This is a genomic window from Marinisporobacter balticus (genome assembly GCF_004345705.1).
In the GTDB taxonomy this organism is placed as follows: Bacteria; Bacillota; Clostridia; order Peptostreptococcales; family Thermotaleaceae; genus Marinisporobacter; species Marinisporobacter balticus.
Genome location: NZ_SLWV01000019.1, coordinates 20,940 through 42,012 on the forward strand (window position 1 = coordinate 20,940; position 21,073 = coordinate 42,012).

At 35.5% G+C, this 21,073-nt stretch carries 24 protein-coding genes and 1 pseudogene; 20 read left to right on the top strand and 5 right to left on the bottom strand.

The window, feature by feature from the left end; translation table 11 throughout:
• Positions 1-218: 218 nt before the first annotated feature.
• A pseudogene (locus EV214_RS12515) lies at positions 219-637 on the bottom strand (helix-turn-helix domain-containing protein); the annotation flags it as partial.
• Positions 638-648: 11 nt separating this feature from the next.
• Between EV214_RS12515 and EV214_RS12520 the strand changes: the two are divergent.
• Positions 649-1,485: a virulence RhuM family protein gene (locus EV214_RS12520; RefSeq protein ID WP_330571311.1), complete on the top strand. Its 837-nt coding sequence runs from the start codon at positions 649-651 to the stop codon at positions 1,483-1,485.
• A gap of 607 nt (positions 1,486-2,092) precedes the next feature.
• Here EV214_RS12520 and EV214_RS12525 read toward each other — a convergent pair.
• The 3 genes from EV214_RS12525 to EV214_RS19145 all read right to left on the bottom strand — a co-directional run bounded on the left by EV214_RS12525 (position 2,093) and on the right by EV214_RS19145 (position 3,310).
• A complete protein-coding gene (locus EV214_RS12525; protein WP_132246294.1) occupies positions 2,093-2,332 on the bottom strand; it encodes a four-helix bundle copper-binding protein in 240 nt (79 codons plus the stop codon).
• A gap of 153 nt (positions 2,333-2,485) precedes the next feature.
• Complete coding sequence (locus EV214_RS19140) at positions 2,486-2,977, bottom strand: transposase (RefSeq protein WP_132246296.1); 492 nt, start codon at positions 2,975-2,977, stop codon at positions 2,486-2,488.
• A gap of 30 nt (positions 2,978-3,007) precedes the next feature.
• Positions 3,008-3,310 (bottom strand): hypothetical protein, encoded by a 303-nt coding sequence (locus tag EV214_RS19145; protein WP_132246298.1) that lies wholly within the window; start codon positions 3,308-3,310, stop codon positions 3,008-3,010.
• A 505-nt stretch (positions 3,311-3,815) separates the two neighbouring features.
• Between EV214_RS19145 and EV214_RS12540 the strand changes: the two genes are divergently transcribed.
• Genes EV214_RS12540 through EV214_RS12570 form a run of 7 tightly spaced genes read left to right on the top strand, consistent with a single transcriptional unit; the run spans position 3,816 to position 12,131 of the window.
• Complete coding sequence (locus EV214_RS12540) at positions 3,816-4,181, top strand: BlaI/MecI/CopY family transcriptional regulator (RefSeq protein WP_132246300.1); 366 nt, start codon at positions 3,816-3,818, stop codon at positions 4,179-4,181.
• The gene (locus EV214_RS12545) at positions 4,178-5,692 is read left to right on the top strand and encodes a M56 family metallopeptidase (RefSeq protein ID WP_132246302.1); all 1,515 of its coding nucleotides are present in this window, start codon (positions 4,178-4,180) and stop codon (positions 5,690-5,692) included. The genes EV214_RS12540 and EV214_RS12545 overlap by 4 nt, the downstream gene beginning before the upstream one ends.
• A gap of 1 nt (position 5,693) precedes the next feature.
• A complete protein-coding gene (locus EV214_RS12550) occupies positions 5,694-6,752 on the top strand; it encodes a beta-glucanase/beta-glucan synthetase (RefSeq protein WP_132246304.1) in 1,059 nt (352 codons plus the stop codon).
• Positions 6,753-6,754: 2 nt separating this feature from the next.
• Entirely contained in the window at positions 6,755-7,975 is a 1,221-nt protein-coding gene (locus tag EV214_RS12555) for a hypothetical protein (protein WP_132246306.1), read from the top strand.
• Positions 7,976-8,006: 31 nt separating this feature from the next.
• Positions 8,007-8,879, top strand: coding sequence for an ABC transporter ATP-binding protein (locus EV214_RS12560; RefSeq protein WP_132246308.1), 873 nt, complete (start codon positions 8,007-8,009; stop codon positions 8,877-8,879).
• Positions 8,873-10,102, top strand: a complete 1,230-nt coding sequence (locus tag EV214_RS12565; RefSeq protein WP_132246310.1) for an ABC transporter permease — start codon at positions 8,873-8,875, stop codon at positions 10,100-10,102. The genes EV214_RS12560 and EV214_RS12565 overlap by 7 nt, the downstream gene beginning before the upstream one ends.
• Positions 10,092-12,131, top strand: coding sequence for an ABC transporter permease (locus tag EV214_RS12570; protein WP_132246312.1), 2,040 nt, complete (start codon positions 10,092-10,094; stop codon positions 12,129-12,131). Before EV214_RS12565 ends, EV214_RS12570 begins: the two co-directional genes overlap by 11 nt.
• A gap of 39 nt (positions 12,132-12,170) precedes the next feature.
• On the opposite strand, the gene EV214_RS19695 is transcribed toward EV214_RS12570, so the two are convergent.
• Positions 12,171-12,440, bottom strand: a complete 270-nt coding sequence (locus EV214_RS19695; RefSeq protein ID WP_408631307.1) for an integrase core domain-containing protein — start codon at positions 12,438-12,440, stop codon at positions 12,171-12,173.
• Positions 12,441-12,672: 232 nt separating this feature from the next.
• On the opposite strand from EV214_RS19695, the gene EV214_RS12580 reads away from it, so the two are divergent.
• The 12 genes from EV214_RS12580 to EV214_RS12630 all read left to right on the top strand — a co-directional run bounded on the left by EV214_RS12580 (position 12,673) and on the right by EV214_RS12630 (position 21,028).
• A complete protein-coding gene (locus tag EV214_RS12580) occupies positions 12,673-13,368 on the top strand; it encodes a hypothetical protein (protein ID WP_132246316.1) in 696 nt (231 codons plus the stop codon).
• Between the two features lie 312 nt (positions 13,369-13,680).
• Positions 13,681-13,980 (top strand): RhuM family protein, encoded by a 300-nt coding sequence (gene rhuM, locus EV214_RS19510; protein WP_330571309.1) that lies wholly within the window; start codon positions 13,681-13,683, stop codon positions 13,978-13,980.
• Between the two features lie 89 nt (positions 13,981-14,069).
• Positions 14,070-14,909 (top strand): prenyltransferase/squalene oxidase repeat-containing protein, encoded by an 840-nt coding sequence (locus EV214_RS12590; protein ID WP_132246320.1) that lies wholly within the window; start codon positions 14,070-14,072, stop codon positions 14,907-14,909.
• Positions 14,910-15,143: 234 nt separating this feature from the next.
• Positions 15,144-15,515, top strand: a complete 372-nt coding sequence (locus tag EV214_RS19700; RefSeq protein ID WP_408631308.1) for a BlaI/MecI/CopY family transcriptional regulator — start codon at positions 15,144-15,146, stop codon at positions 15,513-15,515.
• A complete protein-coding gene (locus tag EV214_RS12600) occupies positions 15,473-16,354 on the top strand; it encodes a hypothetical protein (protein WP_132246324.1) in 882 nt (293 codons plus the stop codon). The genes EV214_RS19700 and EV214_RS12600 overlap by 43 nt, the downstream gene beginning before the upstream one ends.
• A 206-nt stretch (positions 16,355-16,560) precedes the next feature.
• Positions 16,561-16,725, top strand: a complete 165-nt coding sequence (locus tag EV214_RS12605) for a GntR family transcriptional regulator (RefSeq protein WP_132246326.1) — start codon at positions 16,561-16,563, stop codon at positions 16,723-16,725.
• A 168-nt stretch (positions 16,726-16,893) separates the two neighbouring features.
• Positions 16,894-17,169 carry a transposase gene (locus EV214_RS12610; RefSeq protein WP_132246328.1) on the top strand — a complete coding sequence of 92 codons (276 nt, stop codon included), beginning with the start codon at positions 16,894-16,896 and terminating at the stop codon, positions 17,167-17,169.
• A 22-nt stretch (positions 17,170-17,191) separates the two neighbouring features.
• Positions 17,192-17,488: an IS3 family transposase gene (locus tag EV214_RS19705; protein ID WP_279233129.1), complete on the top strand. Its 297-nt coding sequence runs from the start codon at positions 17,192-17,194 to the stop codon at positions 17,486-17,488.
• Positions 17,440-17,703 carry a DDE-type integrase/transposase/recombinase gene (locus tag EV214_RS19710; RefSeq protein ID WP_408631306.1) on the top strand — a complete coding sequence of 88 codons (264 nt, stop codon included), beginning with the start codon at positions 17,440-17,442 and terminating at the stop codon, positions 17,701-17,703. The genes EV214_RS19705 and EV214_RS19710 overlap by 49 nt, the downstream gene beginning before the upstream one ends.
• Positions 17,704-18,016: 313 nt before the next feature.
• A complete protein-coding gene (locus EV214_RS12620) occupies positions 18,017-18,658 on the top strand; it encodes a TetR/AcrR family transcriptional regulator (RefSeq protein WP_132246332.1) in 642 nt (213 codons plus the stop codon).
• Between the two features lie 390 nt (positions 18,659-19,048).
• Positions 19,049-19,582, top strand: a complete 534-nt coding sequence (locus EV214_RS12625) for a cation transporter dimerization domain-containing protein (RefSeq protein WP_132246334.1) — start codon at positions 19,049-19,051, stop codon at positions 19,580-19,582.
• A 45-nt stretch (positions 19,583-19,627) separates the two neighbouring features.
• Positions 19,628-21,028 (top strand): MATE family efflux transporter, encoded by a 1,401-nt coding sequence (locus EV214_RS12630; protein WP_132246336.1) that lies wholly within the window; start codon positions 19,628-19,630, stop codon positions 21,026-21,028.
• Positions 21,029-21,073: the final 45 nt, after the last annotated feature.

The following is a 21,073-nucleotide window of genomic DNA, read 5'->3' on the forward strand; positions in this document are numbered from 1 at the left end:
AAATTGTCGTATAAAGTTGTTACAATTTATTTTTCAAGCTTATTTGAATCTTCCGGTTTGCTATTGACATTGAGCCTCCGTAAGTATGGTTGCTTGCCCTGTGCGTAGCCATCTGAAGAAGGTAACGCCCCAGGCAGGCTACCATACTTACTCTTGGTCTTGAAAATGAACTTTGCACACCTAATCTTTCGAGTGTTGCTAAAAATGTGGCTGCTTTCTTTCCCACGATGTGTAAGCATTTTATTTTGCCTAAGTACTCTATAAAATGTAGATTCAGAAGCGATATATTTCCCTTTATCAGCAAGTTTAGGAACGATTTGAGAGGGTGGTAAACTGGCATATTCTTTAGAATTTACTGTTTCTAAAATTTCTTTGCGTTCTTGTTGCGAAAGTTTATTTTTAGGTTCAGGGCTAATAGCATACGGTCTTGCATCTGATTTAATATCACCATATTGTTTCCACCTTTGATACGTTCTACTTGTAAGTCCAAGTATTTTACATGCAGGTTCTAATCTTGCCCCACCATCTCGTGCTTCATCAATTAATTCCACAGCTTTTTGGCGATCTGAAAGATATATCAATCTTCCTCTCTGTCCCCCCAGATCGCTTGGGCCTTTTTTTGGAGAACCAACAGAGCATTTAAAGAATATTTTTTTAGATGGTGAATTAGATGAAAATTCAGTATGTCGGAAATTCCGACGAACTAGTTCTGATGGGAAAGAATATAACACTAAATTTTATAATCTAGAAGCAGTTATTGCAGTTGGATTTAGGACTAATTCTGAGAGGGCAATAGTTTTTCGTCAGTGGGCAACTTCTGTACTTAAGGTTTTTTCTATTCGTGGTTATGTTATGGATAAGGAAAGGTTAAAGAATGGAACGTTTTTAAATGAAGATTACTTTGATCATTTGCTTGAAGAAATTAGAGAAATAAGAGCAAGTGAAAGAAGATTCTATCAAAAAATAACAGATATTTATGCAACAGCAATGGATTATTCTGCTGATGCTGTAACAACAAAAACATTTTTTAAAACTGTTCAAAATAAATTGCACTTTGCAATACATGGCAAAACAGCAGCAGAGCTTATAATGGATAGAGCAAATGCAGAAAAAGAAAACATGGGATTAACTACTTGGAGAAATGCACCTAAAGGTAAAATAGTGAAAAGTGATGTTTCTGTTGCTAAGAATTATCTGAATTTAGAGGAAATGGATTCGTTAAATAGAATAGTAACTATGTATCTTGATTACGCTGAAAACCAAGCAAAAAGAAAAATACCAATGACAATGGAAGATTGGGCAAATAAACTAAATGCCTTTTTACAATTTAATGAATATGAACTTTTAAATAATTCAGGTAAGGTTACAGCAGAAATTGCAAAAGCTTTTGCAGAAAGTGAATTTGAAAAATATAGAATAGTTCAAGATAGATTATTTGAAAGCGACTTTGATAGACTTTTGAAGCAAGCTGAAAAAGAAAATTAAAAGCAATATTTTATACGGGATAGGTTCTGGAGAAAAGAAGATGCAGCTCAAATAGTTAAAAAGATTTTGGAAAGGGAAAAAGTTGAACATATACCAAAATGGTTGAAGGAATTACTGCTTTCTAATCTACAAGAATAGAGAGGATTTTGGGTGGGGATGAAAATTTTTGAAACGCATTAGGGTTTATTTTCTGATAAGAATATAAAGGTAAAAATTGATCGTAAATGCTTAGGAATTAAAATCAAAATTTTGATAAATGGCGGTTTACAGCTATTGTGATAACCTAATGCATATCTAACTAGAAATGATTCTGACTTCATGCGAAATAGACCCCGGGGCGTTTTTAGCATCCACGCGAAAATCAGGCTAAAAAGTGCCCAATTTTTGCCCTGATTTTTAAGGGGAAATATAGATGACATAGGATATATTTGATTAATATCCTCTAAAATGTGAGCATATAGATTTGTAGTTTTATAAAAACTATAATGGATCTACGGAGAATAAACCTTGCTATAATAAAAAGTTAAGTATATATTTAAAAATTGAATATTGGTAAAATATGTATTAATGTAAGGTCAATACGTAACTATCGACTTTACATTCTAAATTACATGCTTGCCATTTTTCTGCACTCATTAGCGCACATATTACAGATATCAGCACACTTCTTGCAGTGAGCATCTTTAAACATAGCACATTCAACTAGAATACTTACACAATTTTTTCTCGCATTCAAATCTGATTCATTTAGACAAGCTGTAAAGCACTCATAGCAAGCTTGGGTACATTTTGAGCAAGCATCTATGCATGCTTGATATTTGTCAGTTGCATTTGTTACCATTCCCATTTAAATTACCTCCAAAAATTTTTTTGTTTCTAAGTTATTATCTATAGTTTTGCACAAATGAAGCCTTTATAAAATTATCCATACCGCTGCAAGATGTATAAATCTGAATGTAGGCAATAGAACTTGATGCTGATAATCTCCTAAGCCTAAATGCTACTTCATATCTATGATTGCTATTTCGATAGAAAAACGTGAGCCATAAATTGCAATAATTTGAGTTGGATTCAGCGTTATGTCTGTACTGATTAATGCCATTACATTACTACCCAGTTTTGTGACCACTATTCGTACTTTACGGTCAAGCGCTAATACCCATAAGTCTTTTGCCACAACTTCAATGGCTCTTATTTTTTCATATAAGCATACAGATATCGATTGGATAGGTTCAGTTTTAAAAAGATCAACTATTTTTATCTTTTGTCCTCTTTTTCTTGGTCTGCCACGTTTCTTTGTTTGAGGTTTCTTAAGGTCTAAATACCCCACTGCATTTCTTTTTAATTTTGTAATCACATGAATAGGAGTTTTTCTACTCAAAAGTGGTTGTATAAATGACTTATTACTAAAGTAGGCATCTGCTACTACCCTGACAGTATGCTTACAGGTCCAATCTGCAAACTGAAATATGTAGCATGGACATTGTCCCAGAAGTTCATGGGAGTTGCTATTCCATCCGCATCAGACATCCATTGAGCAGGGGTTCAACTTACCAGATATTAAGCGGAAAATGAGTGGGAAATATAAAAATCGGTTCGATAAAAAAGAACCAACAATACCTAAAATTCCCCAATGGTGACCTATGATATACTTACCTTTTTCTGCATTGCTACTGTGGTTATTCCACTTTTGAATACCAAGTATTCTTTCAGAATTCTTTGCTATAAGGCTAGTGTCATAAGCTACCAATAGCGACCCATGGATCATAAAATTATTTGGAAATAACGCTAAAAGCTTATAAAGCAATTGTTTCATAACACCCATGCAGTCCCACTGGTTTTTGCTTAAGAACCGTTCCCAACTTGCCAAATGCTTCTTGTAAAAAAACAATATCTATGAATATTTCTGGTAGTCTTTCGTCCTTCAGTTACTAAAAGGCAACAAATAAAGCTAACAAAATATTTGTAGTTTGGTATGGATAACAATTATTTAGGAAATAATAACAACGGCAGTATTTCTTGAGGAATATAAATGTACATGAATATCACTCCTTTGCTGGGGGTCTATTTTGTACATATATTCCTCTTTTATTTTGAAAATTATTACGTTAATTTATGGAAATAATTTAAAAAGTACAAAACTGTAGTATTTAAGTGTGATATTAAATTTATATAATATCATTATACAATGGTTTATAAATATGTAGATCATAATTATTATGCTTAAAAAACTATTTTGTTGACAAGGTTGGTCGGTCGTGATAAACTAAAAAAGGTTGATAGCAACCAACCAACCAACCAACCAACCAACCAACGGAGGTGATTAATTAATGGAAAAAAATTTAAAATTGTTTGATGCAGAATACAAGTTTATGAGTATTGTTTGGGAGCATGAACCTGTAAACTCTACTGAATTGACACGATTGTGCCAAAAGAAGCTTGGTTGGAAAAAACCAACGACTTACTCAATGATTAAAAAATTAAGCGAGCGGGGTATTATGAAAAACGAAAATGCTACCGTCACAACACTTATTGAGCGAGAGCAAGTTCAAAAATACGAAGCCGATACACTTTTGGAAAAAGCATTTGGAGGTTGTGTTCCTTCTTTTATAGCGACCTTTTTGAAAGGTAAAACATTGTCCGAAAAGGAAGCCCAGGAGATTAAACAAATGATAGAGGGAGCGATGAAAAAATGATACCATTATTTATAAAAATTTTTAATATGAGTTTTTCCGCGGGTATAGTGGCTTTGGCTGTCATGCTTGTTCGTATGCCACTGAAAAAAGCTCCTAAGATATATTCATATGTTATTTGGGTTGTGGTATTGTTTCGATTAATCTGCCCATTTGGTATTTACAGCCGATTAAGCCTTTTGTTTACCTCGGAGTATGTACTACCACCGGATATCCTTTATACGGTAAACCCTAAAATAACAAGCAATATTCCGATTCTGGATAATATAGCAAATATGGCAATTACAAATGTTTTGCCAGCGGATAGTATGGAGAATAGCATAAACCCGATACAGTCTGTGCTAGAAATTGTGAGTTTTATTTGGTTCCTTGGGGTAGCTGTACTGCTGTTATATGGGGTAATCGAATATATCCGCCTAAAACGAAATGTGTATTATGCAACCCTTGTGGAAGGAAACATTTACGAAACGGATAATATCAAAACTCCATTTGTACTAGGGTTTATCCATCCAAAGATATTTATTCCTACCACCTTGGAATCTACACAATATGACTACATTATAAAACATGAGCAAATCCACATAATGCGCCGAGATTACTTGATCAAGCTGTTTTCATTTATGGTACTTGCCATTCATTGGTTGAATCCTCTGATATGGGTTAGCTATTTCCTTATGTCAAAAGATATGGAAATGTCTTGTGATGAGGCAGTATTGCGAAAGGAAGAAGAAGATATACGGAAGGATTATTCATTATCATTGCTTGATTTGTCCACGAAAAGAACGGGCATAATGAATCCCATCGCCTTTGGGGAAAGCGATGTAAAATGGCGGATTAAAAACGTAATAAACTTTAAAAAACACGCCCCATGGATAAACATCGCTTCTATCTTGATTGTAATGTTTTTTCTTACAGGATTTATATCAAACCGTACACCTTATCCCTATCTTGTTATATGTGAGGAGGAGTTAGCTGATCCTGCTATGATGTTTGTTGACGGGGCTTTCTACAGTGATACAGGGGAAACCATCGAGACTTTACCGGAGGATGGTTGGGAGCATATAGGGAATATTGTCAGAACGGTTCCCCAAAGCATACTGAAAGTGGAGGAGGAATTTGTCTCTAATACGTTAGAATCGGGAGTAGAAGTGTATGGTAATGACTTTGACACAATCCACAAATATGTGGCGTTGACGGATGGCTGCTTTATGTTATATGAGCGTATCTTTGAATCCGTAAGGCTGGAAATTAAGAAAGGTCCAGAAGGGGATATGCCCTATTCTTTTGTAGGTACATTACTTGAGGATGGCACCCTTGGGAAAAAAGGGGATACTGTAGAGGTTGTATGTACTGACAATATTGAAATTGTAGGGTTTGGAAACCTTACCGTAGGGCAAGAAGTATGGGTTGACTATACGGATATTATGAAAAATGCAGGGCATCCACAGATTAAGGTAGTTTCTATGGCAATTCCACCGGCTGGATTTGTAGAATCATATGAAAAAGGAGAATAATGTGAAAAAATTACTAGTGATAACAGTATATATATTCTTATTTATAGCATCCACAGGTTGTTCCCATAATGCTGAACTGCCAGTGGAGGCTAATGAACCCGAAATGGAAAATACAGTGAATCCTTTTCAATCCAATGATGAAGATATAGGGATTATGGGAAGCATTTCACACGGACCAAGTATTCTCAATGTTGATGAAAATAATCATAGGGTGCCGTGGGTTTATGATGGCAAAGAAATCTACATTGAATACCGTGTAAAGGCTTCTGGCAAAGCAAAAAATATGGGGTTTTTTATATTCGTGGATGGCATACCACAGCCATATAAAGTGGATGATACAAAAGCCCCATATGAATATATGCACACCTTTGAACTCAAGGAAGATGATGTTGATCTACCATTTACATTCATATTTTCACCTGTTACCGGTAAGCAAGGTGAAACACTTGATCTTACTATAACGAGTATTTATAATCCAAGGTTTATGCCGGATATGAATGAAACATCATCTTATGGAGGCTATCATGGACTTTTACCGGCATTTTATCAACTTTCTTTTGAGGCGGATGGGAAAGCCCCAGATGATCAGTCAAGGGAAGTTAAAGGGACTATAAATCTATCCAAGGAACCGGTAACAAACAAATTTATGGAAATTTTAAATAACAACAATTTTATGCAGGATATTGATATGGATGTGTTCAACAGCCAAATATTCAGCCTTATTTACTATGATGGTTCTTCTATAATGGATCATTACAAAATAAATGATGACGGTACACTACATGTAACTTATAAACTGTGTGGTCATGGAGGACTGGAATATACAACCACCTTCTATATTAATCACCAACCAATATCAATTGGCGAAGGGACATCTATAGATACTACCATTGAAAAAGGTTCTGTATCGGTGATTGAGCTTGATATTAACTTAGACAATCTGGAAGATTTCAATACCTTTTATGCCATATCGGCTCCGAAAAACGCAAGAGATTTTCCAGATGGTATTTTTGAAGCTGAAAAAACACAATCAATATTACTTTATAAAAAAGGAGAATAAATATGAGAAAATTATTTTGTTCTATTGCATTCGTTTTGATTCTATTATTGCCAGGTTGTACAAGTATGGGGTTGGTTCAGTCTAATACTTCGGTTAAAGCCCCAGACAGTAATGTTTTGAGTCAAACAACGTTTGCCTCAGATAATTTATCCAATACCCTATCCAATCAAACCATAAAGAATATCGACACAAGTAAAATACAAGGTAAAATTAAGAATGTATATTATATTGAAAAAAATAAGATACTTATCCTAGCTGATAACCTATATCTCTATGACCTTTTCACAGGAAAGGTACTAAATCAAACTGAAAAGGTAGACTTTGATCTGGAAGAATACCATGTGATAGACAATGGCATCGCTGTCATTGGTATAAGCTATGACATAAGTGATGAAGACGGTAGCAGCGGGTTTGGTATAAGCGATGGTGCTTTTAGGGATTCCTACGTTATTAACATTTATGATCTAGAGCTGAACAAGCTAAACGAGATTAGCATCAATAAGCTAATGGGTGAGGATGAATTTGTTGGTGATACGGAACAAATGTCAGTATCCAAGGATGGTCGAAAAATTGCGTTTGCAACACTGGACGGATTGTTTCTTTATGATATTAACAGTAAAACCAAAACGACCTTAGTGGATCTTCTTGATGAGAATAGGTCAAAACGTTCAGGATTAGTAGGTTTTGATCAAGTAGCATTTGTTCAAAACGACAATATCATTGCGTTTAAATCGAAGAGCTTAGATGTTCCCCCAGTATACGGAAAGAGCTCCTTTGACACCTACGGAACAATTAACATCGATGGCTCGGGACTTTTAGTAAAAAGAAGTACGAATTATTCCGTAAAACAGTTGATTCCTTACAATGCCTTTGGGTTTTTAGCTGAGGATTTTACCGTGCCTTCCGGGAACCTGATGGTATTTGATTTTAATTCGGGGGAATCTAAGATTCTAAAAACAAAAACTCAAAAAGAAAGTGGTACTGTATTCGGTTCAGAAGACGGACAGTTTTTTGCCACATCTACTTTTGATAAGAACAACTTCGAGGTCAGAGTGTACGACGCAGAAAAGGGCAGTATGGTGATGGAAAAAGTCATAGACGCAGACCCCAATGTGGCTTGTGAGCCGGAGGTTCGTGTCATTGATGAACTGAGGATCTGTATTGTTTTGGTAGCCAACAGGCAGACCGATTTATCAACACAGTGTCTTGTATTCAGCTTTTAGAGTTAACAGTGTTATTGGAGGACTTATGCTTATGAATATTTTATTTAAAAACATCTCAAAGCAATATAAGGGCAAGTATGCTTTGAAAAACTTCTCATCAAGTTTAGACAACGGTGTTTATGGACTCTTGGGTGCAAACGGTGCAGGAAAAACCACCTTAATTAATATTTTTGTAGGCATACTCAAAAGTGATATGGGCAGTATTGTTGTTGATGGAATGGATACCAGAGAAATGGGGCTTGACTTTTTATCCCATATTGGTTATATGCCCCAGTATCCACGGTTTTATAAGAATTTTACGGTCTATGATTTTCTATTATATATAAGTACATTGAAAAGTATTCCCTCTGTATTAGCAGAAAAGAGGATAAAGGAACTTTTAGACATTGTAAATTTAAGGGATGCCGCCCATAAAAAAATTGGTGCTTTATCTGGAGGGATGCGACAACGAGTTGGGATTGCCCAAGCTATGCTCAATGATCCCGATATACTGATTCTTGATGAACCTACAGCGGGTCTTGACCCCCAGGAAAGAATCCGATTTCGTAATCTTATTACAAAATTTTCGGGAAATAGGGTTGTTTTGTTGGCTACACATATTGTTTCAGACGTTGAATTTATTGCTAATCAGGTCATCCTGTTAAAAGAGGGGCAACTCATAAAACAGGACGCACCTGAGGTCCTTATGCAAGAAATTGAGGGCAAAGTGTGGCTTGTATCTGCTAATGATAAAATACTCAATGAAAAAGCACCCCATTTGAAAATTAGTAATATGTACCGAGAAAACCAGTGTATTCAATTAAGGGTGATCGATGATCATAAACCTGCTGAAAATGCAGTTTGTGTGTCCCCAAATCTTGAAGATGTTTTCCTGTACTACAATAGCGAGGGTGAACAATGGTAAATTTGATTAAATATGAATTAAAAAAACATTTTTTGAAGAGATCAATTCTCATTGCCATACTTATATTTTCAGTGATCAATTTTATTAAAATACATAGCATTTATCAAGAAAACTCCTATATCGCCGAAAGTACATCTCCAATATGGCACGAAGTATACTGGAAGTTATATGATCAATTTAGTGGCGTAATCACACAGGAGAAGATTGAAGAACTGCTATCCATTTATAGACCATTAGAACAGAAAACCGCTGATTTGACCGCCAGTACTAGAACCGACGACCCAAATACATATACAGGAAATGTATACAGCGACTATTACCTTTTGACAAGGTATTATGTACAGCCCATGGAGTACGCTTATATGTACCAATTCGCTGCCAATGATATTGTGGGGACAGCACAGAACAACATGATATTTTACGATGAAATAGGAAATAAGTATAAGTATCGTGAAAATCAGATGATTGCCAAGCTTTTTGCTAATAGGTCTATCACAGATTTATCTTACACAGAGATGTACCAATACTATTTGGAATATGACTTTTCATCCTTGCTGGTTTTGCTTATTTGTCTATATGGATTGGTGGGGGTTTTTGTATCAGAGAAAGAAGCCGATATGGATACGCTCCTCCTAACCACTGTGTCAGGGGGAAGAAAAACGGTGCTTGCAAAAATAATTGCCTCCATGCTTTTTATATTTGTAGTATGCTTGTGGTTCTGGCTGCTGGATTTTGTGGGATTTTCCATTATTTTTGGTTCCCTTGAGGGGGCAGCACTCCCCATTTATACCCTTAAAAGCTTTGAAAATGCGTGTATAAACCTTTCGATGAGCCAGTATGCCATAGTATCTGCGGTGATTAAAACAGGTGGCATGATGGTTTTGGGAGAGATTTTTCTATTGATCTCCTCAGCTTCAAAAAATGCCATGTTGCCATTTTCAGCCAATCTGGTAGTGACCGGCATAGCCATCCTCCATAAGGAAATCATGGAAGGTTCAGGATACATATTGGCTAAAATCGCCAATCCTTTTATACTTGTAGCCAATAGTGAGTTGTTTAGACAAACAGAGTTTGTCAATTTTCTCGGTATTCCAGTACAAAGCTATGTTGGGGCTTTAGGGTTGGGCATACTGATGGGTATAGTCTTTCTATTCTTACTTCTGTTTACTGGGAGAAAAAATGCCATCGTGAAGGGAAAGGCGGGGGCGAACAATGAATTATGAAATGAAGAAAATGTATATTCATCAAAAAGGTATCTTATTTGTAGGACTGTTCATTGTGCTCAGCATGATCCTTTTGTTTGTAAGGGATAAGCCTGTCAATCTTTCTTTTGAGGAAAGCCGAAGCCAATATGATGTTTATCTTGAAAAAGTAGAGGGACGTTTAACAGAACAAACCGAACAGTTTTTACTGGATGAGTCCCACAAGATTAACCAAGCTAAAATTAATTTAGATAAAGTATATGACAGTTATTATGACGGTAATATCACCGAGGATGATTTTTTGCAGGAACGTAATCACCTTGAAGAAGTTCTGTACAATCAGGATGGTTTTGAACGGATCTTCGAACAATATCTATATGTTAGAGAAAATCCCGAGCAGCGCTACTTCTTATATACAAATGGCTGGGATGGGTTATTGTCCAATGACAATCTGGATTTTCTTATTGTTCTTCTGATACTGGTTTTGGTAACACCGGTATTTTGTCATGAATATCAATGCGCTATGAATTCCCTTGGACTGACTATGGAAAAAGGGGGAAGGCATCAGGCAATTTGCAAGATTTTACTGGTTCTTGTATCAGTAGCTGTATTAGTCTTGTTTTCCTTTGGATTCCGTTACTTGTTTTTCAGCCTGAAATACGGACTCAAAAATGGAGCGTACCCATTGCAGAGCCTTTCCTATTATTCTACCACAACAAAGAATGTTTCCTTGATGGAAACTTTTATATATACGTCTATGATAAAACTACTGGGCTACATAAGCTTTTCTGCCCTTATTTTATTTTTATCCGTATGGATTAAACGGTATACGTTGACACTGTTTGCAAGTACCGCAGTTATTTTACTCCCATTTTTCGGCATGGGAACCTCTTCAGCAAAGTATATTTTTACGGGTCCACTGGGTCTTATGCTTGCAAATGGCTTTTTTAGAGGAAATTTGTATGAAATAGATCAACTTACAGATAGAGAGTATCTAGTCTTTCAAGAAATACCGGTTCGTACAATATTCATTCTGATTTTTATTGTATTGTGTGTTATGCTTCTTATGCTTTTTATTCTCTTATGTCTACGCTCAAATGTATGGCACAAAGCAAAGAAAACCAATGCAAACAAAAGGATTGCCATATCAATTATGCTGTGTATTGTTTTGTTTGGCATGACGGGCTGCTCCCACAAAGTCCAATTAGGATATGATATTTATAACTATCATTCCAATAGGACGTTTCAAAATTCAAAATATCGTTTTTATGTGGACTCATCGAATTTAGACAATGAGCGTCTGGTATTTGAGGATATAGAAAGGGGAGTGGTGGAAGATTTGGTACGAACACCTCTGAAATCTTCAGTTCAAATAGAAAGAACAGTTTATGGCAATGGTGATTACGTTTATTACATAAAATACAATTTAAACAAATCGGGACCTAATATATATCCTGATAGAATCTCAGTTATTGAAGTGGATACAGGAACATTCAAGGAGAAAATTATATACGAAAAACCTATTGATAGGACAAAACAGTACTTTATGGGAAGTGTTACACTTAACAATGAAGATTATTTTTCTCTTGATAATACAAATGGCTTCTTTTTAGATCAAAACAGTATCTATTTTATTGGTGACGGTGTACAGCAGGTCAATCGGAGAAGTGGACAAATACAAACAATCAATATACCTACAAATGGCAATATTGCCTATGACGGTCAAAGAATATTTTTTATTGGAGATAGATACCAGCTTTCCTATTATGATACGCATACAAAAGAGTTTTCTACTGTTCCAGAAATTATTGCAACAAAATTTTTCTTAGACGATAATAAGGTATTCTTTTTGAATCCCTTGGACGGGGAAAAATTATATGTGTTAAATCTTGTCGATAATACCAGGAGAAAAATTTTAGATAAAACCGTATTGGACTTTTACTGTGATAGTGAATACATTTACTATCAGGATATGGATAATCTACAGGAGTATAGGATAGATTATAATGTCCCCGCTTGTCAAGACATGAAAATCAATTTTTTAAGATAAATCCTCCTCTCGTGTTTTAGTAAGCTATACAGCGATTTTTTATATTGAATAATAAAGATCACTTGGGGTGTAGTTATCAAGACCTTGATGGCCACGTTCGTAGTTATAACACTTCATATAAGCCTTGGTCATATCTTTCACCTCTCGAACAGTTTCTGGGCACAGCACATACAACCGTTCCCACTTGAACGACCTAAAAAATCTTTCAATCATAATATTATCAGTTGCTCGTCCTTTGCCATCCATGCTGATTTTGATAGTCTCATGGATTTTGATGCAATCTGTGTAAGCTGTAGAGGTGAAATCGATTAAGAAAAAGGGATTACTCCCTTTCCCTCATCTAAGAACCGTACGTGAGAGTTTCCAACTCATACGGCTCAAGCATTTCTTCACTTTTTCAGGCGGCAACGGTCATGTAAAGTTTTATCTAAGAAAGGATTTTTTGAAATTTTTAACTTCAGATGTCTAACAATTCTGTGTCCGGCAAATCGGGTATGGGTCATATGCAGTTGTTGCTATATCTAGAACAGATGGTACTTCAATGCCAAAGACTTCCGATGCTGATTACGGAAAAGTTCCATTCTTTATATCACCATTGATTCAGGGACTGAATCCTCAGCAGTATAATATTATGACAATGAACGGAGGCTATTTTGAAATAGTTAAGGAGGGCATTATGTACCGGATGATTGAATGTGACAATACTCAGCTATTTGCGGATCGTGCACTCTATTTATGTGTCAACAATTCATCTTTTTATGAGCGAGATGCCTATAAATATAATGAGAAAACTGGTGAAATTTCGATAAACGAAGGTTTCAAAGGGTTGAATCTGTTATTTGATTTTCCATTAAATAAAGATAAAGCTAATAATGAGGCAGCAGAAGAGTATTTGAAGGAATTTGCATCTGCGATGGAAGATGATTTACAGGAGGAAAGCAATGAGACAGAAAAAGCTGTACAGAATGTTGATATAAATAAAATAGTAAATCATTGGACATTGATTTCGGAAGAGAAAGTAATTCTAGATAAAAATGGAAGAATTTATCATTCTTATAAGACGGCGTATGGTTCTGGAGAGGGTTTTGTTACAGTGGATGCAATATTTGAAAAAGATGAAATAGGATATTCAAAGAATGTAAGTATTAATGAAAGTGACAAAGAAAAAAATGTAGTAATTTATTACAGAGATGAAAAAGGAGACGTGACGGTGTCGGTTTATGAAACAGTGGAATAATAATTATTAAAAAAGATAAGATGCGGTTATAAGCCTATGTAAGAGTAAGCAAACGGGTAAATATTTTCTACCCCCTCTGCATTTTCATTACAGTTTTGATATGAAGTATTCAAATTCTGTTTCCACGCACATGGAAACTGTGATTCTGATGATGCATTGTGGTGTAAACGATAAATAAGCCAATACAACCACGATATGCTGTGGTTTTGGAGTGAGAAACGGGCAAAAATGTCATCTTTTTAGGGCTGATTTTCAGATGAAAATATAGATGACATAGGTTATTTAGAGTGATGATAGATTAAAAACAGAAGTTTGAGCTATCAATCAAGAAAAGTACTTGATATCTATGCAACAAGTATTGATTATGATCCTAGAACTGATGCATCAATGATGTTTTTTAAAACAGTGCAAAACAAAATGCACTGGGCAGCACATGGACAAACAATTCTCACCCATGCAGGGGAAATCAACGCTAAAATGGCTGAGTTAAAGGCGAAAGAGGAATATCGAAAATATAAATCTTTGCATTTGGAGGATGCTTCTAAGGTTGAAAAAGATTATGTAAAAGCGTTGGAAGATATGGAAATGAAGTTGCTCGGTGAAGGAAAATAGGATTATGCTATAACAATAATAGGACTATTCTCACTGAGGGTACCTATTGAAAGTCTGTATTAAAAATGAAGTATATGGAGGTGAAAGGAATGGCTATAGAGAAGAAATATATATCAGATGTTGAAGCAATATTGTCGCACAGGTATGATAATGGCGCAGACTATTGGACTACACCTGACAAACGCCTAATAAAAGGTTCACCTTTCTCTATGCTGGATAGCATACTGTATCTGTTGGAGTTAGGCATGGAACTCACCGAGCCTTTACTTAAAGAATGCGCCAACATAATATTCAGTGCATGGAGGGAAGATGGAAGGTTTAAGTTGTACCCGAAAGGTTCCATTTACCCATGCCATACCGCCAATGCTGCCAATGTGCTTTGCCACATGGGTTATGCCTGTGATGCCAGACTGCAAAAAACCTTCCGACACCTTTTGGATACACAATATAACGATGGCGGCTGGCGTTGCAACAAGTTTAGCTTTGGACGAGGTCCAGAAACTGAGTATTCAAACCCTTTCCCAACACTTACTGTCCTGAACGCATTCCATTTTAGTGACTATCTTAACAAAGAACCAGCGCTTGAAAGGGCTGTGGATTTCTTGCTTGAGCATTGGACAATCCGGAAACCGATTGGTCCATGCCATTATGGAATGGGCACACTGTTTATGCAGGTCGAATATCCCTTCCGCAACTATAATCTTTTTATTTATGTATATGTTTTATCCTTTTATAACAGTGCAAAGGAGGATAATCGGTTTCTGGAGGCCTTGAGAGCACTAGAATCCAAGATGGTGGATGGACAGATTGTTGTTGAGCGTGTTGTTCCGAAGTTAGCCAAGTTTTCTTTCTGCAAAAAACGTGAACAAAGTGTATTGGCAACAATACGATATCACGAAATTTTAAAAAACCTTGGCGAAAAGAGATAGGACAAGAAATTTAGTTTAAGAAAGGTGACAAAAATATGTCAGACTGGAATCCAGAATAATATCTCATGTTTCAAAAAGAGCGCAATCAACCTATTCATGATCTAATTTCTCGTATTGAGATTAAAAATCCCAATCGTATTCTTGATATTGGATAATAGTACGGCACAAATCTTGAGAAACCCATCAGCCAGTTTTCTCTCGTGTTTTGGCAGTATTTTCGCTACCGCTGTGGACATGTTGTCGAACAGTATCCTTGTGGGAACTCCACCTATATATTCAAATATCCGTTGCATTCCTTCAAGAAGACACTCCTGGTTTTGCGATTTGCAGAGATGTGCATACGAAGCATTACTTGCCAGCCTGAGGGATGTTAACCGTATTTTCCTACAAGAAAAAAAATATGTTTACTATTATACTCCCACCATTTCAGAAACTGATTTCGTAGAGGCTCGTACAAAGGAGTTTCTGCATAAGGTTTATGGCGGGGATGTGAAACATCTAATTTCTACCATGTTAAGTCCTGACGTTTTAACGCCAGAGGAGTTGGAAGATGTGAGAGAGTTTTGGACAAAGAAGGCACATACAGCGATTCTATTGTATCAATAACATTAAGTGAGAATACAAAACTGTTAAAGGAAAGGTTGGGTTCAATTTTGAGTTTTAGAAAAAAATCAAAAATAATTATTTTTATATCAATATTGTTAAGTTCTATGTTTTTATCTGGAGCTGCTTTTACAGGGGCATATACAGCAGGGACTATTGAAAAATCTGATAATAATGCCTTAGTAGATGTTAACGAGAAACTTAATTACAAACCTTGGAAGCTGGATGATAAAGCTTATCCTCGAGATAAAACGGCAAAAACAGATAGTTTTACGTTTGTCGATAGCCCTAATGTCGATATTACGATAGATAACAATGCGGCTGTTGATTTGATTACTACATCCGATAAAGAAATAACCATAGATTACAACAACACCTTATACAAGGTTTCTGTTGAAAATGAAAGCAAAAATTGGAAGGTACACATATCTTACCTTGGAAAAGAGTCGGTATACTCTTCTGCGATTATGTATGTTCCCAATGTTATTTACGGGGATATTAATCTGAAGGTAAAAACAGCTACTGTTAATTATAATAGTGTGTTCCAGAACGTTGGAAATATCAATGCTGATATGTACGATTCTTCAATATTTTATACGATTCCAGATCAATTTACGGGAGTCTTGAACGCTATCGTTTCTTCTAGTTATTTGGAGTTGGAATCTAATGATGAATATAAAAACTGCAAAGTTACCATAAAGAGGGGTGAATGGTTGATTGAAGACTTTCCGGATGGTTTTACAAAGCGTAATGGTACATTCACTTATGCTAATGGCACACAAGTAGGGAATATCAAATTTAACTTAGAGGATGAAGGGTATGCGGTGATAAAAGGACAATAAAAATATGGATAGTAAACCACGGATATATGTCCTTGTAGAAATAACTTTCACCACTAAAGAGTTTCACTTGCTATGAATGAAATTAAGAATAGTCTAGTTTTTATAGAATAGAGCGTGGATGGTAAGATTTAAAGAGAAAGAGGCGATTTTTTCCTTTTAAATGGGATGTTAAAATAAAATTAAGGATTTTCTAAGGAGTATACTCTATGAAGTTTGTTATTGATAGAGAATCCAATATAAGCATTTATCATCAACGTTACAATCAAATAAGAGATAGAATATTTTCTGGGGAGATTTCAAACGGCGATAAATTGCCCTCTGAAAGAAAAATTGCTGAGCAGTTATCCGTTAATTGCAGCAATATAGTCTGACGTATGGATAGTTAATATCCATATAGTTACATATTCCAAAAAATCATAGCCAAATCCTTTAAAATAAGTCAAAATATTTTTCCTACAAAATATACTTATATGAAAGGATTGACTATGATTAATAACCAAGAATATATTACTATAGAATTGAAAATGGAGGAATGGAACATGAAAAAACAGTACATCAAACAATTTAAAGAAGATGCAGTGAGATATTATGTAGACCATAAAGAACTAGGATTAGCAGCTTGTGCAAAAAATCTTGGAACTAGCAAAACAGCCTTAAGTACTTGGACTAAGGAAGCAATAGCACACGATGGGGAGGTTCCTACAAGCCGATCTGGTAATTATAAAACTGATGAAGCAAAAGAAAATGCAAAGCTACGCAAAGAATTAAGGGACGCTCAAGATGCATTAGAAATATTAAAAAAGGCTGCCATCTGACAGAAGTACACGTAAGGAATCTATAAAAGAAAAAATCAAGCAAATCTATAATGAATCTTATCAAAACTACGGTGCTCCAAAAATAACAGAGATTCTACAACAATCTGGGGAATGTATAGCTGAAAAGACTGTTGATAACTATATGTGTGAAATGGGGATACAAGCACAATATGTAAAACCCTATACAATTACAAAAATAGATTCTGATTTCAGCACTGAACTTACTAATATATTAAATGAAGAATTTAACCCAGCTGAACCTAATGCTGTATGGTGTTCAGATATTACTTATCTTTGGACTTATATTCAAGAAAAATAATATCTTGGGTGTTTAGTACTACACTTGAGGCAAAATGGGTGGTGGAAGCTATAGAAAAGGCGAAAAAGGAACGAAACATAACTAAGCCATTAGTTATGCACAGCGATAGGGGGCAGTATGCTTGTAATTCCTATCAAAAGGCTACGAAAACATCCATAAACAGTTATTCAAAAAAAGCATATCCATGGGATAACGCTTGTTCATGCATTGGTTAAAAGAGAATGGCTAAATAGATTTAAAATTACAGACTATTATCATGCTTGTAAAAATTCCTAATTCAACTTGCACTTTCTTGACATAGTACCAACTGTCAGTTCACCTCCTATCATATTTTATAGCACAGATATGGAAATCAGAACGAACTAACAATGATGGTAAACATGAAATGATTTGCTTATATTTTGCGTACGCTGTAGTAAAGTAAGAATGAAAGTAGATATTCTATCGTTGCCTTGACAAAAAATCAAAAATGGATGATAATGAATATATTCATTCACTCATAAAATGATTTTAAACGGAGGCAAAAATATGGCATTGTCTAAAAATAAATTCTCAGAGGACGAGAATGATCGTTCCCGTAAAATACGTATATCAAAAGAACCGGATGAACGCCGTCAGGAAATTGTTGAAACAGCATTAGAGATGTTTTCTGAAAAAGGTTATGAAAATACAACCATTCAAAATATCGCTGAAAGGATGAATGTATCTCCTGGTTTATGCTACCGCTATTTTAAATCTAAAACGGAAATCTTTGCGGCAACTTCAGAATATTATGCAATACAAGCGGTAGAACAAATGAAAATTCCAATATCACAGGATATCCCGGCAATTGAAAAGTTGAATCTTGTCATAAACCGCATGTTTGATTTTTCGGTTAATCACCATGAGTTTGAATCGAGATATAATGAGGGGTCAAGCATTAGGGCAATTCTGTTGGATGATGTAGCCTATCAATGGATGACTGTAATGATACCGATTATAGAACAGGGAATGAAAGAAAAGACTTTTAGTTGCAGCAATGCTCCAAGAACAGCTCAGTTTTTGATTTCAGGTCTGATACACACTTTCCACGCAGAAATGCCAGCGGAAAATGCGAAGGAATATATGCAATCCTTTTTTGATTTTACACAAGATATGCTAGTACGTGTTTTAGGGATCAAGGCAGATTAGAATATATGTAAAAGAAAATGTACATGAAAAGTCTATTGGCTATCATGTACATTTTTTATTAGCAAGTCATTGAATAAATTTATTCATTGACATTTTCGACATAAAGGTTTATCATATGAGTGAATAAAATTATTCACTTATAAGGAGGTGAATGTATTTTTGAAATTACACCAGTTAGGAGAAGATTACATCAATACGCGCCCCTAAAAACATTGAATTCAGCTGGATCATATTATTGATACGCATCTGTTCCATTCTTGTAAAGCTTTATATGTTTTTTTATAACAAGAATATTGCATGTAAAATAAATTCCTCTCCCATGAAAGCAACTTTGATGGTTGGTGCGAATTGCTGGTTTCTATTTTTATCATGTTTTCAGGATTGAAATCCATGATGGAAATTGTAGAAAGATTGTTAGGGCAAAAACCGGATAAAGATTTAGTTGATAAAATTACAACCTTGATTATGCAGTATCCTCAAGTAAAAGGTATCAATAGCCTGATCATTCACGATTATGGTCTTGGACATTATGTAGCTTCCATGCACCTTGAGGGAGAGGAAGAAAACAGCATCATTTTAAACGATATAGCCAATGAAATTTCATATAAACTTTATCTGGAAATGGACTGTGATACAACGATACAAATTGATTATTTAGATACCAATCCCGTTATGTATGACCTAATATTCCAAAAGGTAGAAAAGGAAATACAAACATTCGAAGTAGGTGCAAAAATTAAAAGTTTACGAATTGTTAAATCAGGTTTACATACAAAGGTGTCATTCCTAGTTTCAGGATCAAGAAAGTTGCAAAAGAAACAAGATCAAACCAGGGAAGTAATGAATCAATCAATACTTTCGATCAATAGCAAGTGCAGAGTAATTATGAAGCTTGTAATTGCATTCTTACACTTAGAAAGGTAAGGATGCAATTGATATACAAATTATAAACTAAAGGAGATTTTTATTATGAACAAGGAAGAACGTATCACAATGCTAAGGGAAGCACCAATCCCTCAGCTTTTATTGAAAATGGGATTGCCGACAATGATAGGTATGCTGGTAACAGGATTTTATAATCTGATTGATGCCTACTTTGTTGGAGGACTTGGGACAAGCCAAATGGGGGCAATATCCATTGCCTTCCCTCTTGGACAAGCAATTGTCGGTATCGCAGTTATGTTCGGCGGCGGTGCAGCGGCGTATATTTCCAGACTATTGGGGGAGAGAAAAAATGAGGATGCAAGTCATGTAGCTTCAACCGCCCTTTATTCAAGCCTTATTATCGGGACGGTTGTAATCATTCTACTAGAGTGCTTTCTAGATAAAGTATTATGGGGTTTAGGTGCAACGGAAACAATTTTTCTTTATGCAAAACAATATGCCATTATCTATGTGGCCAGCTCAATATTCAACATATTTAATGTTACCATGAACAATATTGCTTCGAGTGAGGGAGCAGTTAAGGTTTCGATGACTGCGATGCTGCTTGGTGCCGGATTGAATGTCATCTTTGCTCCGACTTTCATTTTTGGTCTGCATATGGGAATTATAGGGGCTGGTATGGCAACGGCAGTTGCTCAAATTGTTACCTCAATTATGTATTTGTTTTACATATTAAAGAAAAAAAGTATATTTAGCTTTTCACTAAAAGAAATCCGTTTGGAGGGTACGATCTTCAAAGAAATTTTTAAAGTAGGAATTGGAATCCTCGTTTTTCAACTTTCCACCAGTGTAGCTATTAGCTTAACAAATATGGCAGCGCAGCCATATGGGGATTCCGTCATTGCAGCTATGGGAATTGTAATCCGTGTAATCTCAATGGGCATCTATGCGGTATTTGGTTTCGTAAAAGGCTTTCAACCCGTTGCCGGATATAACTATGGTGCAGGACAATATGACCGGTTGCAAAGTGCGACAAAGATCGCAGTAAAATGGACTACCATTTTTTGTGTGTTAATGACCTTGCTCATGATTTTATTTCCTCAGCCGGTCGTTTCCTTATTTACAACGAACGATGCATCCGTTATTAAAATTGGTTCATTTGCGCTTCGTATCAATATCATAACATTCATTTTCTATGGCATAGAAGCAATTTATTGTATGCTCTTTATGGCACTTGGCAAACCGTTAGGCGGCTGGGTACTTTGCGCCGGACGTCAGGCCGTGTTCTTTATTCCTATTATTCTGATGCTTCCAAAATTTATGGGATTAAACGGAGTAATAGCTGCTCAGCCGATTGCCGACATAATAACGATTATCATCATGGGGATTTTAGCAATAAAACTAAATGGAGAAATTAAGAATTCTGCAAATATACATGTGGGTGAAGCAAAATTGGAAACAACGGAAATAAACCAATACAAATGAAAGAATTATTTCAGTGAAAAAATCTTATCGAATTATATAATCCGA

Excerpts from the sequence above, each read along its gene's own strand:
- EV214_RS12525 (WP_132246294.1), bottom strand. The coding sequence starts at position 2,332 with ATGGGAATGGTAACAAATGCAACTGACAAATATCAAGCATGCATAGAT.
- EV214_RS19145 (WP_132246298.1), bottom strand. The coding sequence starts at position 3,310 with ATGGGTGTTATGAAACAATTGCTTTATAAGCTTTTAGCGTTATTTCCA.
- EV214_RS12540 (WP_132246300.1), top strand. The coding sequence starts at position 3,816 with ATGGAAAAAAATTTAAAATTGTTTGATGCAGAATACAAGTTTATGAGT.
- EV214_RS12545 (WP_132246302.1), top strand. The coding sequence starts at position 4,178 with ATGATACCATTATTTATAAAAATTTTTAATATGAGTTTTTCCGCGGGT.
- EV214_RS12555 (WP_132246306.1), top strand. The coding sequence starts at position 6,755 with ATGAGAAAATTATTTTGTTCTATTGCATTCGTTTTGATTCTATTATTG.
- EV214_RS12560 (WP_132246308.1), top strand. The coding sequence starts at position 8,007 with ATGAATATTTTATTTAAAAACATCTCAAAGCAATATAAGGGCAAGTAT.
- EV214_RS12565 (WP_132246310.1), top strand. The coding sequence starts at position 8,873 with ATGGTAAATTTGATTAAATATGAATTAAAAAAACATTTTTTGAAGAGA.
- EV214_RS12570 (WP_132246312.1), top strand. The coding sequence starts at position 10,092 with ATGAATTATGAAATGAAGAAAATGTATATTCATCAAAAAGGTATCTTA.
- EV214_RS12580 (WP_132246316.1), top strand. The coding sequence starts at position 12,673 with ATGCCAAAGACTTCCGATGCTGATTACGGAAAAGTTCCATTCTTTATA.
- EV214_RS12590 (WP_132246320.1), top strand. The coding sequence starts at position 14,070 with ATGGCTATAGAGAAGAAATATATATCAGATGTTGAAGCAATATTGTCG.
- EV214_RS19700 (WP_408631308.1), top strand. The coding sequence starts at position 15,144 with ATGTTGTCGAACAGTATCCTTGTGGGAACTCCACCTATATATTCAAAT.
- EV214_RS12605 (WP_132246326.1), top strand. The coding sequence starts at position 16,561 with ATGAAGTTTGTTATTGATAGAGAATCCAATATAAGCATTTATCATCAA.
- EV214_RS12610 (WP_132246328.1), top strand. The coding sequence starts at position 16,894 with ATGAAAAAACAGTACATCAAACAATTTAAAGAAGATGCAGTGAGATAT.
- EV214_RS19710 (WP_408631306.1), top strand. The coding sequence starts at position 17,440 with ATGGTGTTCAGATATTACTTATCTTTGGACTTATATTCAAGAAAAATA.
- EV214_RS12620 (WP_132246332.1), top strand. The coding sequence starts at position 18,017 with ATGGCATTGTCTAAAAATAAATTCTCAGAGGACGAGAATGATCGTTCC.
- EV214_RS12625 (WP_132246334.1), top strand. The coding sequence starts at position 19,049 with ATGATGGAAATTGTAGAAAGATTGTTAGGGCAAAAACCGGATAAAGAT.
- EV214_RS12630 (WP_132246336.1), top strand. The coding sequence starts at position 19,628 with ATGAACAAGGAAGAACGTATCACAATGCTAAGGGAAGCACCAATCCCT.